Below are 12,381 nucleotides of genomic sequence, written 5' to 3' on the forward strand. Positions count from 1 at the left end.
TACCTATGGGTGGATTTGGCTTAAGATAAATCGCAGGCGATCGTAATCCTCTTTAAGCAGTACACTGAGAGTACGTCCTGCTTTTACAAGCCATTGTCTGTCGGCTTTGCGTAGCTGATATACATCTCTAATAGCCGCTGCAGTTAGAGAATCTACTGGAGCACCACTGATAGAAAGCAATGTCTGTAAAAAATCAAGTTCTTCGGTGAATTTAATTATCTTTTCCGGTTCGCAGCGATAAACTGCTTGATGGATTTGAGGTGGACGAGGTGGTAGATATTGGTAAATTCTACCGCTAACAAACGTATCATTTCCCGGTTGTTCAAACCCCACAATTGCAGCCCGAAACTCGGTTTTAAGCATAGCAAAAATTTGAGGTTGCTCCGAGCGCAAGTCTTCTAGTGACAGACCCAACGCTACTGCTCGATGCACCGAATCTATGGGCATAGTTGTCACATGATAGACAACGCCATAAATTTGATTCCCGGATTCTTCATCCAAAGAACGAACCCAGCTACCAAAAGGAGGCATTGAGGGAAAACTTAAATCATCAGGTTCCAAACACTGAGCTAAAAACTCGCAAGTTGACGTTTCTATCACCTCAGCAATATGGTTGGGATGACGATTGCTTCTATCAAACTGTGGTAGGGGAAGGCGCATAAGACAAGGATGAAGGGTAAAGGATAAAGGATAAAAGACGGAGGATAGGAAGTTTTATACTTTATCCTTCATACTTCATCCTTCATAGTTTTACTTTTTCTTTCGTGCTGTTGTTTCTACAAGTTCCAACTCTGAAAGACGAAATGTAATTAACTTATCCCAATTACCACCTTCAAATAGGACAGCTACTTTTCCATCACTCACCCGTTGCACGAGACCTTCATAGCGATAGTAAGTATCTGCGGGATTCTTGACACGAACAGTTGCTCCAGGCAGAAGAATCATCGTTTTTACCCTTGCTTGCTCCTACCTCTAGCTTATACTAAATTGCTAATGGCTAATGGCTAATTGCTAATTGTTCTTTTATTAGCCCGTCTTCCATCAGCACCAAGCCAGCCATTAGCCACTACCCATTAGCCAAAATTAATACTTCTGTCGCTGGCGGAAATTGGCAACCGACTCAACAAGTCCCAAAGCAATAAAGTTTTTCAGCATGGCAGAACGTCCGTAACTCATCCAAGGGAGAGGAATTCCCGCCACTGGTGCTAAACCAACAGTCATGCCAATGTTGACAACCATTTGGAACACGATCATGGATAACACACCTATGGCCAAGAGCGAACCAAAATTATCTTTAGAAGTTTGAGCAACGTGTAGCAGGCGTTGACAAACCAAACAAAAGACAAAGAGAATGACCAAGCAGCCAATAAAACCAAATTCCTCACCTACAGCTGAGAAGATAAAGTCTGTGTGCTGTTCCGGAACGAAATTTAACTGAGTCATGGGACCTTTAAAAAGACCCCATCCCCACCATTCACCAGCACCAATAGCAATACGGGACTGGATGAGGTGATATCCTGCTCCCAAAGGATCGTGTTCGGGGTTGACAAATACGGTTAATCGGTCTTTTTGATATTCTTTTAATACGTGATTCCACGCAAAAACACCCAACTCCCCTCCCAAAAGATTGAGAGACAAAGCACCTATACCGCCAAGCCCGTATCGCCGCCAAGGAAGAGTTAAAAAACCAAGCAATCCCATGGCAAACGACCATAGCAAGCCCAAGGGTGTCAAAGTGAAATCACCAAATAACGCTATGGAGAAAGGCCAGTGTATGCCAAATAGAATACCTGCAAAAATAGGGGAAACTAGCAGTATCAACCAACCGGGGTTAGCGTTTGCCCAATACAACATCCCCAAGACGATCGCACCAAATACAAGAGATGTTGCTAAATCTGGTTGCAAAAACACCAAAGCCCAAGGCACTGCGGTAATTCCTAAAGCTCTAATAACATTATCTAAATTAGAAGCAGTGCGTTTGTGTAACATCACTGCTAAGGTAATGATTAAACCTATTTTGGCGAATTCTGAAGGTTGTACGTTAAAGCCCGCAACGCTAATCCACCGCTGTGCGCCTTTAGCACTGTGACCAACCAGCATAACTGCAATCAAGCTAGCGTTTGTTATGGCGTATGTTATCCAGTGCAACTGAATTAGGTTCTCATAACGGCATCTAGAAATGAAAAGGGCTAGGATGAGACCGATACCGCCCATCAGCCAATGCCACCACCAGTCCGTGAGACCCTGGTTCAACTCTGTACTGCGGATCATGACACCGCCAAATACGGTCAGGGCTACTGGTAATACAAATAACAACAAATCTACTTGTTGCCACGGTTTAAACCAATACTTCCAGCGAACTCTAGGAAGCGAACGTTTTAACAACATTGTGGAATTTTTAAATATTTTGAATTAATTATTCGCTATTTATGTTGCTTCAACCAGACAAATTTTGACAATTTTTAGGTCAAAGCAGCAACTGATACTTTACCCGCAATAGCAAGAGCGATCGCACTTAAAGCTTTAGCACTTGCTGAGCCTGGATCGGAAACAACAATGGGAATACCACTATCACCACCAATTCTGGTGGAAATTTCTATAGGTACGCATCCTAGTAACGGTACCCCCAATTCAGCCGCAGTTTTAGAACCACCCCCAGAACCAAAAATGTCATACTGTTTATCTGGCATATCTGGTGGGATAAAGTAGCTCATATTTTCTACTATTCCCAAAATTGGCACATTCATTTGCTGGAACATTCGCAAGCCCTTACGAGCGTCCAATAGTGCTACAGTTTGTGGAGTAGTGACAATAACTGCCCCTGCCATTGGAACTGCCTGTGCTAGTGTTAGCTGAGCATCACCCGTTCCGGGAGGCATATCTACAATCAAATAGTCTAACTCTTCCCACTCAACTTGGTAGAGAAATTGGCGAATGACGCCATTCAGCATCGGTCCGCGCCAAATAACGGGTTGATCCCGGTCAATCAAAAATCCCATAGAGACGAGTTTGACACCATGATTGAAAGCAGGTTCTAGAATTTCTCCTTTTGGTGTTGACCTTACAACCATTTCAGCATCACCAAGACCTAGCATAGTGGGATCGTTAGGACCGTAGATATCGGCATCAAGCAAACCAACTTTTGCTCCTGTCTGTGCTAACGCAACCGCTACATTAACGGCAACTGTACTTTTACCGACTCCTCCCTTACCACTAGAAACTGCAAGAATATTTTTGACACCTGGAATTCCATTGCGATCGGGTAAACTTTTTTGCTGGGGTGTTTCTGCTGTCACCTCTACAGAAACATTTGTGACACCCGGTAGCTGCTTAACCGCTTTTTGACAATCTTCAACAATAAATTCACGCAAAGGACATGCAGGAGTTGTCAGTACTAAAGTAAAGCTAACCTGACCGCCATCAATTTTGATGTTGCGAATCATATTCATTTCAACCAGACTTTTGCGGAGTTCTGGATCTTGTACCGGACGCAACACTTCTAAAACTGAGTGAGAATCGAGCACGTCATACATAGTCTTTGTTTGCCTTATTGTTGCAACAATTTTTTACAAAAAGTTCTTGTCTATTTAGAATCTTAACTTTATTGGGGAATTGTTAGTTGTTAGTTGTCGATTGTTAGTATTTTTATACTACTAACCACCAACCACTAACAATTCACTAAAAATCAAAACAACTATCCTTGATAGACTTTGTTTGTCCTGACACCTCAGCCGCTTCAACTAACGCTCTTGCAACACGATCTGCATAAGGGCGGGAAAACGACCAAATCAGAGGTGAGAGCCAACCGCGTAATGTCACCGAGTAAGATAAACAAGTTCCACAGACACTAGACTCAATTTTGTAAGTAACTCGTTCCTCCACTCCGGGAATAGCTAGCACTCGTATACTCAATAATTCTCTAGGATTCACACTCTCCACAAAAATCCTAATAGGAATGGGAGACAAACGCGTAACTGCTTGATAAATTAAACCGGGTTTTGGAACTAAGCCATAGGGGACGTTAGTACTTTTAAGTAGTGGATGCCAAGAAACATCCGCTATATCCACCACTTTTTGCCATAATTCATCTACAGAAGCAGAACTGATCTCTCGATACGTTCGCACCAGAGAAGCGCAAAACAGACGACGTTTGCGATGGACGAATTTGGATAAACAACTTAGCATCTTCCTAGTAGTCCTCCTCGCTACACGCTACAACTGGTAACTTTGACACAGTGAACATCTGCTCTGTCGTTAAACTTCGCATTTAACTTTCTCAAAATTTCCCTATAGATAGCAAGCCATCTGAAGAATGAAGTATGAACGACAAAGGCGTTTGCCAAATTGTCGAAACAATACTTAAACTTTACGCAACCACAAATAAGTTGAGAAAAATAAACAAACATACAAGCTTACACGCATTTGAGAGAAAATAACTAAACTGTAGTCATGCCAAACACTTGTATTAGAGTTTATGTTGACCAACGCCCAAATCCCAACTTTACCAGTAGAAACCACACAAACCCTGCCGGCTGACGCTAAAACCAGAGTCAGTCAGTTTATGAAACAGTTACAAGACCAAATTTCTCAAACGTTGGCAGAACTCGATGGCATGGGACAATTTCACGAGGACTCTTGGGAACGCCCAGAAGGTGGCGGCGGACGCTCTCGTGTCATGCGTGAGGGTGCAATATTTGAACAAGGCGGTGTAAATTTTTCGGAAGTTTGGGGTTCTCAATTGCCGCCCTCTATCATAGCTCAACGTCCAGAAGCGGCAGGGCATGGTTTTTATGCCACAGGTACTTCAATGGTGTTACATCCCCGCAATCCTTATGTGCCAACAGTTCATTTAAATTACCGCTACTTTGAAGCGGGACCTGTGTGGTGGTTTGGAGGCGGAGCAGATCTCACACCATACTATCCTTTTGCTGAAGATGCAGCACATTTTCACAAAACACTCAAGCAGGCTTGTGATGCAAATTCTCCAGATTATTATCCGGTGTTTAAGCGTTGGTGTGACGAATATTTCTACCTCACACACCGGAAAGAGACACGCGGTGTTGGCGGATTATTTTTTGATTACCAGGATGGACGGGGAGCTTTGTATCGGGGTCCCCATAAAGATAGTGCGGCTGCTGTTTGCAGCAACGAAATTGGGGAATTAGCACCCCGCAGTTGGGAGCAACTTTTTGCTTTTATACAAGATTGTGGGAACGCTTTCCTACCATCCTATTTGCCAATTGTGGAAAGGCGACACAAAATGGAATACGGCGATCGCGAAAGGAATTTTCAACTGTATCGCCGGGGAAGGTACGTAGAATTCAATTTGGTATATGATAGGGGCACAATTTTCGGGCTGCAAACCAACGGACGCACCGAGTCTATCCTGATGTCACTTCCACCCCTGGTGCGCTGGGAATACGGCTATCAACCCGAACCCAATTCTCCTGAAGCGGAGTTATACGAAACGTTCCTCAAACCGCAAGATTGGGCAAACTATTCTAATTCGTAATTCGTAATTCGTAATTCGTAATTAATCAAGAATTGCGAATTACCCCAATCCCCAATGCCAAATTAAGTAAGTTAAACTACTAAAGGTAAGCACCTAGCAAAAATAATGACAGAAAGATCTGTAGCTTTGTCATATAGAGCTAGGGCCAGCGATAGTCCACTTTACTTGAAATGAGAGGATGTTTGAGGAGTGCTAAGGGGAGACTCAGTGATTCATATCGATCAGCAAACTTATACAACTCAAGATGGAAATACGGTTATCGTTCTGACACCATCAGGACGACTTGATATCACTACAGCTTGGCAATTTCGCTTGAAGTTGCAAGAATGTATTTCCAAACTAAGCCGCCATGTGGTGGTTAATCTCGGTCAGGTCAATTTTATTGATAGTTCTGGGTTAACATCCTTAGTCGCCGGAATGCGTGATGCTGATAAAGTCAAAGGTAGTTTTCGGATTTGTAACGTCCATCCAGAAGCCAAACTCGTGTTTGAAGTTACTATGATGGATACTGTTTTTGAGATATTTGAAACTGAAGAGGAAGCCTTGGAAGGCGTACCTCGCAGTATCGCTAGTTAAATGCGTAGATTTTCGATTCAAATCTAAAATCCAAAATCAAAATTAAAACTGTTCTCGTTTATTGTAGCGATAAGGTCCTAAAATTGCACCCCAAGTAGCTTTTCCACTGCTCGGGTCAATCCCTTTGTCAAAACTCATAAATCGATCTTCAGTAGATTCAAAACCCAAAGAGATTTGTATAGTACTGCCACCATAAGTAAAACTGCAAAGAGTGTTTGCTGGTGGAGTGGCAGTAAACTTATAGCTATTAGGGGCTAAAGTATCCTGTTTGACATCTAATACGCAGCTTGGCAGCAATTCTAATTGGTCATAAGTGAGCCTATTGAGTAAATCGGGGTTGCGACCGGCACCTAGTAGAGCGGTGGGATTTTTAGGCATATAATATTGCGCTTTTAGGGGTGCATGAGTATTTTGTCCTTCGGTAAGACGTAAAATTCTCTGACGGTAAGGTTTATCAAGTTGGACAATATTGGCCTGTTCGGCAAAAATGGTGACGCTATCTTCTTGAAAAAGAGGCACTTTTCTATGCCACAGGCGCAAATGAACGTACCAAGCAGGATCTGCAAGAGCTTGTTCTCGATTATCAAACTCACCAAGAAGATAGCGAGCAAGGGTCAGTAGTGGTTGCGAGACAGTCATATTGTGTAGAAGCAAACAGCTATCGATCCCGAATTTTAGACCAGTTTGATACAAAGAGAAAACCCGAACTTGGCAAAGTTGCCCTAAAGCGAGAGAATAAAAATACGTCGCCCTTATAATTATGCTTTGTGAATAACGTCCGTACTGTCTCTGATACTAAGCGAACTTTCTACAACCTTCATACCCGCCCGATAAATACTATCTACCGTCGGGTTGTGGAAGAGTTAATGGTGGAAATGCATTTGCTGTCAGTCAATGTAGATTTTGGCTATGAACCAATTTATGCCCTGGGCGTCGTTACAGCCTTTGAGCGTTTTATGCAAGGCTACCAGCCAGAACGGGATAAGGAGTCGATTTTCAACGCTCTTGTGCGAGCGTTAGAAGAAGATCCGCAGCGTTACAGACAAGATGCTCAAAGATTACAATCTGTAGCGAAAAGTTTACCACCTTCGGAATTAATTGCGTGGTTAAGTCAACAAACGCATTTAGACAGGGATGCCGAGCTTCAGTCCTCGCTGCAAGAAATTTCCAAAAATCCAGCTTTTAAGTACAATCGCTTGTTTGCGATTGGAGTTTTTTCTTTACTGGAATTGTCAGACCCAGAACTTGTAAAAGACCAAAAGCAACTTACCGAAGCACTGAAAAAAATTGCTGATGGATTGCATCTATCTGATGACAAACTCAGTAAAGATTTGGAAATTTACCGTTCTAACTTAGACAAAGTGACTCAAGCACTAGCAGTGATGTCTGATTTGCTCTCAGCCGACCGCAAACGAAGAGAACAAAGAAGTCAGCAGTCTAGTACTAGTTAGTCATGAGTCGTGAGTCGTTAGCAGTTAGTGGTTCTTAGCTACTAACGACTTGCAAATTTTTAAACTCCTAACAAATGGTAGATTAAACTACTGAGAATAGAGAGCGTAAGAGCTCCTAAAATAGCGCTTCCCGCACCGTAACGCAGGCGGAAACCCGGTACTAACCGAGCTGCAATCCCAAAACTGACAACAGAGATAATAAATGTGAAGAAGCTCGATAACAAATTAAAAGTCAGAAAGTTGGGAACGGCAAATACAAGGCGTAGAAGTGGTCTGACAACTGCTGTTACAATTCCCAGAACGGCTGCGGAAATAAAAGCTTTTTCTGGTGAGTCAATTTCAACTCCAAATGGCAGCTTGCTAACAACAAATAAGCCAATGGCTGTTACCAGCCAAACAAGTAATAATGCCCCGATATTCATTACCACAACCTCTTAGCAAATGTAACTGGCAATGCTCCCTTTGGAAGTTACCCAAAAGGCGATAAGTGACGCTTAACGGCTATACAGCCGGATCGCATCACAAGGATTTCGATCTATTGCTTAACAAAGCCTGACATGAAATCAACAATTTGTAAGTTAGCAGAAATCTTTCTTTGACTGATATTTAATTTAGATCTCTTTAACTTTCACGCTCGTTCCCAGGTGAAGCCTGGAAACGAGAATAGGGCGGGCTATTCCCACCCTACAAATCCCGTATTCTGCATGCATTCCTACCTATTTCGAGCAGGATTCGGTTTTCCACCCGCAGGTACTTGAGGTAAGGAAGAAGAATTTCCAGATGGATTCACAGGAGTAATACTCCCTCCGGAAGGAATTTGGTTTGGTGCAGGTGGAGGATTAAACAGATCTGGGGTAACAGTATTTGGTAAACTTCCTCCCGGTACATTGGGATTATTTGGAAAAGAGGGAGAAGTCGGTACATTGGGATCTGTTGATTGACCTGAAGTACTGGGAATAATTCCCAAAGAAACGCGATCGCCTCCCACAGATCGCAATAGATCTAACATTTCGATAACATCGTTATAGGTTGCAGATCTAGAGGCATTGAGAACAAAAACCCCTTGTGGGTTCTTTTTGATATAGTCCTCTAAAGCGGACTTCAGTTGTTCGCGATCGATAGGCTGTTTTTCTACGTAAGTTTGACCAACAGCATCAATAGTCACAGGTAATATGTCCCGTCCTGCTTGCGATACGACACCAGCAGCAGATGTACCCGTTTTAGCTTTGGGTAAATCGATGTTAATAGCCTGCTGTCGAGTAAATTGCAAAGCAGCCAAAATAAAGAACGTCAAAATACAAAAGATGACATCAATGAGGGGAAGAATTTGAATTTGAGCTTCTTCAACAGGGTTATGTAAGTTAATTTTCATTTTATAAATCTCATGGTTATTAGGGCTTTTTATCAGCTATCGTTTGGTCTTGGAAGATCCGACTCTAATGGTGGTTCGGGAGTTTCAGTCAGACGACCTCTACCTTTTTTTCTGGGGGAGTTCAACCTATCTTGAGAATCTCGGATCGTACCCTGAGGGAGTGCCAAAGGGTCAGGTGCCATTTCTGCGTAGTTGGGAGGTGACTGACGGTACAGCAACTCCAACTCATTACCTGCTTTATGAAAAACCTTGATTTGGTTAACAACAAGACCTTGGAAAAGACGATAAAACACTAAACTTGCTATAGCAACAATCAAACCAAATGCCGTGCTAATGAGAGCTTGACCAATACCTGCAGGGACATTTGCTGTAGCTTCAGTACCTAAATCCCCAATTCGTAAATCTCCAAGAGAGCGGATCAAGCCCAAAACTGTTCCTAACAATCCTAATAATGGAGCTAGGGCAATGACAGCTTCCAACATTTTCTCTCCTCGTCGCATCCCAGCCAATTCATCTTCAGCTGTTGCTTCTAAAGCCAATCGAAAAGTTTCTGGATCGTTTTTCATTAAGCGTAAGGGAGCATAGAGAAATCTTCCCACGGGCTGGTCGATTCTCTGTTTGGCAATTTCACGCGCCTCTCTCCAATCAGTTTGGGCTGCATACAATACGCGCTCCACAATTTGCTTTTCTTGGTTTAATATCCGCAACCAGAACCACAAGCGCTCGAAAATGACACTTAAAGATAGAATCGATAGGGCAAGCAGTGGCCACATTGCCGGACCGCCCTTTTGAAACAGATCTAAGATATCCACAGTTTTCGCTTCCTCCATCCAAGGATAATGTATCTATGCCCAAAGCACTTTTATTTTAGAGATTAATGTACAACTTCAATAACTTGTTGTTAACATCAACGCTCGACACTGACATGTGGTGTAGCATATTCCAGACTAATTAGGACGGTTATTCCCACAGGAAGTTTAGGGCATATCTTGCCAGAATTAAAGGTAACTGGAGGATAAAAAAATGAATTTTTCCATTCAATCAGTTTATAGCTGGTATCGCAATACACTACGCAACCCAAAATACCGTTGGTGGATCGTTTTAGGAACTCTACTTTACGTCGTTAGCCCATTTGATATTGCTCCGGACTTTATTCCGGTTTTGGGGGAACTAGATGATGTAGTCATCTTAACTCTGCTGGTTTCCGAGGTATCCCAAATACTGATCGAAGGCTTTAAAGTCCGTCAAACCAAAGATGGGGTTCAAGCAGCAACTACGGCAGAAAATCCTACTTCTACTACAGAAACAATCGATGTCGATGCTGTTTCTGTTAAATAGTGCCTCTGACAGGGTAAAAATTCCGCAAACCTTCCTTTGACTTATGCTTGGAATAGCATCGCTCGAAGGAGGGATATTTTTTTGTTATTGGACGATGAGGCATTGTCTCCCATAGGATTATGCAAGAGTATAATTATGGAAATGCGATCGCCTATGAACAAGCGCCAAATTATCGGACTGTTGCCTGCTGGCGGACAAGCAAAGCGAATTTCTCCTTTACCACTGAGTAAAGAATTATATCCTATTGGCTTTCAAGACTTCGGGAATCAACAGGATTGCCGACCGAAAGTAGTTTCTCAATATCTGTTGGAAAAAATGCAACTGGCAGGTATTGAGAAAGCATATTTTATACTACGCCCTGGTAAGTGGGATATTCCGGCTTATTTTGGTGATGGCACTATGCTTTCCATGAACTTAGGTTACCTGATAATGGGTTTACCATATGGAGTTCCTTTCACTTTGGATCAAGCATATCCCTTTGTTCAAGATGCCATCATTGCTTTAGGCTTTCCTGATATTTTGTTTCAACCCGAAGATGCTTTTACACGGATACTCTCGCGTTTGGAAATGAGTGGTGCGGATGTCGTCTTAGGATTATTCCCCACACATCAACCTCATAAAGCGGGAATGGTTGATTTTGATAATATGGGTAGAGTACATCTCATTGTCGAAAAACCCAGGCGATCGCAACTGCGTTATATGTGGGGTATTGCAGTTTGGACGCCAGCTTTCACACTATTTTTACACGAGTACCTCATACCTCTTAAAGCAAAAAGTAACCTTTTGTCACAGCTACCAGAAATACCTATTGGCGATATTATTCAATCTGCTATTGAAAAAGGTTTTCACGTGGAAGCAGAAGCTTTTACCGATGGAACTTATTTAGATATAGGAACACCAGACGATTTAGTCAAAGCCGTGCATAAATTTAGTAGTTTTACAAATGGGTAAACCAAATAGGATGATACCAGAAATAATGGATAAAGGCTTGGCATAGTACGGGTAGGAACACCAGATGATTTAGTCAAAGCCGTGCTATATTTAGTAGTCTTACAAATGGATACGCTGAGTAGAGGCGGCTCTTAAAAAACCGCCCGCGCTACATTGTTATGACAAAAGAAGTTGCTGCAATTGGTCTAGGGAGTTCATTGTTTTAATTGCCTGTTGAATGCGCTTTAACTTTTCCAAATCAGTAATTTGAGAGATTTGTGGCATCAATTGCAAGCCCTCATTACCAAATTTGATTTCCAATCCTAGTTCAATTCCAGAGATGATTCCTCTACGTTCCCCACGTGCTTCCCCACGTGCTTCCCCACGTGCTTCCCCCTCTTGTAGTATTTGCTGATACCAGGGTGATTCTCTTAAAACCGCCATATCCCACCTCATGATTTGTTGTACTACCGCACTATCTAGTACGAGGCTAGCAAAAAATGCTAATACCGTTTCTAACTGATTTAATTCCTCGTTGTCTCGCAATTGTCGCAAAGCTTGTTGAATTGTTGATTCTTCAGATCCGCCTTTCAGAATTGGCACAAATGGCAGCAATGCAGGTAGTGGTTGCTCGAACACTATACTTACATCTACTTCCCACAGATTAATAACACGATAGTCTTGGCGAGCTTGTAATCCTGCAAAGCTCGACTCATAACGATTGGCAATTGCAGTATCGTCTTCTGTGTTTTTAAGAATATTAATCAGTACGGGATACGTCAGTAAATTATATTTTTCTTCTGCAAGGGCGGTATAAGCCCGCATCCGTTTAGGCATATTGGACTTGTAGCGCAGTTGTATCTCATTCAGTATGAGAAATTCTCCATATTCTGGGCTTTCAGCACGAATTAACACATCGCTTTCGCGGCTAATCCATTGAAATTCTGAGTTGAGAACTTCTTTTGTAACGATGTTAGGGAGTTGAGTCACCCATTTGACCCAATTATTTGGTGTCAGACTGATTAACTTTTTAGTGCTGATATCAGCAGATTTCGGCATGGATAGAACAGTTTTGTTGTTTCAATAACTGAATTGGATATTTTATCAGTAAATGTGCTGAAAAATGCCTCCCATTCATTGTTGTCGTAGTTTGAAACTCAACAAATTTTTGTTCAGTAACCATTTAGATAGGTGTGTTGATG

General features: G+C 42.3%; 15 protein-coding genes. 5 read left to right on the plus strand and 10 right to left on the minus strand.

What is annotated here, in order from left to right; genetic code table 11:
• Window positions 1–3 precede the first annotated feature (3 nt).
• The 5 genes from HC643_RS17590 to HC643_RS17610 form a co-directional block, all read right to left on the minus strand.
• Complete coding sequence (locus tag HC643_RS17590) at window positions 4–660, minus strand: HAS-barrel domain-containing protein (RefSeq protein WP_038084466.1); 657 nt, start codon at window positions 658–660, stop codon at window positions 4–6.
• Between the two features lie 90 nt (window positions 661–750).
• Window positions 751–942 (minus strand): NAD(P)H dehydrogenase subunit NdhS, encoded by a 192-nt coding sequence (locus HC643_RS17595; RefSeq protein WP_038084475.1) that lies wholly within the window; start codon window positions 940–942, stop codon window positions 751–753.
• 141 nt (window positions 943–1,083) lie between these two features.
• On the minus strand, window positions 1,084–2,388 hold the full coding sequence (rodA, locus tag HC643_RS17600) for a rod shape-determining protein RodA (protein WP_038084464.1): 1,305 nt from the start codon (window positions 2,386–2,388) through the stop codon (window positions 1,084–1,086).
• A 74-nt stretch (window positions 2,389–2,462) separates the two neighbouring features.
• Window positions 2,463–3,533, minus strand: coding sequence for an Mrp/NBP35 family ATP-binding protein (locus HC643_RS17605; protein ID WP_038084461.1), 1,071 nt, complete (start codon window positions 3,531–3,533; stop codon window positions 2,463–2,465).
• A gap of 145 nt (window positions 3,534–3,678) precedes the next feature.
• Window positions 3,679–4,185 (minus strand): SRPBCC family protein, encoded by a 507-nt coding sequence (locus tag HC643_RS17610; protein ID WP_038084459.1) that lies wholly within the window; start codon window positions 4,183–4,185, stop codon window positions 3,679–3,681.
• A 289-nt stretch (window positions 4,186–4,474) separates the two neighbouring features.
• On the opposite strand from HC643_RS17610, the gene hemF reads away from it, so the two are divergent.
• Both hemF and HC643_RS17620 read left to right on the plus strand, forming a co-directional pair.
• A complete protein-coding gene (gene hemF / locus HC643_RS17615) occupies window positions 4,475–5,512 on the plus strand; it encodes an oxygen-dependent coproporphyrinogen oxidase (protein ID WP_038084458.1) in 1,038 nt (345 codons plus the stop codon).
• A gap of 207 nt (window positions 5,513–5,719) precedes the next feature.
• A complete protein-coding gene (locus HC643_RS17620) occupies window positions 5,720–6,088 on the plus strand; it encodes an STAS domain-containing protein (protein WP_038084456.1) in 369 nt (122 codons plus the stop codon).
• A 42-nt stretch (window positions 6,089–6,130) separates the two neighbouring features.
• Here the strand turns inward: HC643_RS17620 and HC643_RS17625 are convergent, their stop codons facing one another.
• Window positions 6,131–6,727, minus strand: a complete 597-nt coding sequence (locus HC643_RS17625; RefSeq protein WP_038084453.1) for a chromophore lyase CpcT/CpeT — start codon at window positions 6,725–6,727, stop codon at window positions 6,131–6,133.
• Between the two features lie 128 nt (window positions 6,728–6,855).
• Between HC643_RS17625 and psb29 the strand changes: the two genes are divergently transcribed.
• Window positions 6,856–7,539, plus strand: a complete 684-nt coding sequence (psb29, locus tag HC643_RS17630; protein ID WP_072040759.1) for a photosystem II biogenesis protein Psp29 — start codon at window positions 6,856–6,858, stop codon at window positions 7,537–7,539.
• A gap of 59 nt (window positions 7,540–7,598) precedes the next feature.
• Here the strand turns inward: psb29 and HC643_RS17635 are convergent, their stop codons facing one another.
• The 3 genes from HC643_RS17635 to HC643_RS17645 form a co-directional block, all read right to left on the minus strand.
• A complete protein-coding gene (locus HC643_RS17635) occupies window positions 7,599–7,961 on the minus strand; it encodes a phage holin family protein (protein ID WP_038084449.1) in 363 nt (120 codons plus the stop codon).
• A 290-nt stretch (window positions 7,962–8,251) separates the two neighbouring features.
• Window positions 8,252–8,911 carry an ExbD/TolR family protein gene (locus tag HC643_RS17640; protein ID WP_038084447.1) on the minus strand — a complete coding sequence of 220 codons (660 nt, stop codon included), beginning with the start codon at window positions 8,909–8,911 and terminating at the stop codon, window positions 8,252–8,254.
• A gap of 32 nt (window positions 8,912–8,943) precedes the next feature.
• Window positions 8,944–9,723: a MotA/TolQ/ExbB proton channel family protein gene (locus HC643_RS17645; RefSeq protein ID WP_038084472.1), complete on the minus strand. Its 780-nt coding sequence runs from the start codon at window positions 9,721–9,723 to the stop codon at window positions 8,944–8,946.
• A gap of 211 nt (window positions 9,724–9,934) precedes the next feature.
• On the opposite strand from HC643_RS17645, the gene HC643_RS17650 reads away from it, so the two are divergent.
• On the plus strand, window positions 9,935–10,249 hold the full coding sequence (locus HC643_RS17650; protein WP_038084445.1) for a YkvA family protein: 315 nt from the start codon (window positions 9,935–9,937) through the stop codon (window positions 10,247–10,249).
• A 153-nt stretch (window positions 10,250–10,402) separates the two neighbouring features.
• Window positions 10,403–11,200 (plus strand): sugar phosphate nucleotidyltransferase, encoded by a 798-nt coding sequence (locus tag HC643_RS17655; protein WP_038084443.1) that lies wholly within the window; start codon window positions 10,403–10,405, stop codon window positions 11,198–11,200.
• Between the two features lie 156 nt (window positions 11,201–11,356).
• Here HC643_RS17655 and HC643_RS17660 read toward each other — a convergent pair whose 3' ends face one another.
• Window positions 11,357–12,238 (minus strand): RpnC/YadD family protein, encoded by an 882-nt coding sequence (locus tag HC643_RS17660; RefSeq protein ID WP_038084441.1) that lies wholly within the window; start codon window positions 12,236–12,238, stop codon window positions 11,357–11,359.
• Window positions 12,239–12,381 lie beyond the last annotated feature (143 nt).

Origin of the sequence: Tolypothrix bouteillei VB521301 (assembly GCF_000760695.4) — a bacterium.
GTDB classification, from domain to species: domain Bacteria; phylum Cyanobacteriota; class Cyanobacteriia; order Cyanobacteriales; family Nostocaceae; genus Scytonema; species Scytonema bouteillei_A.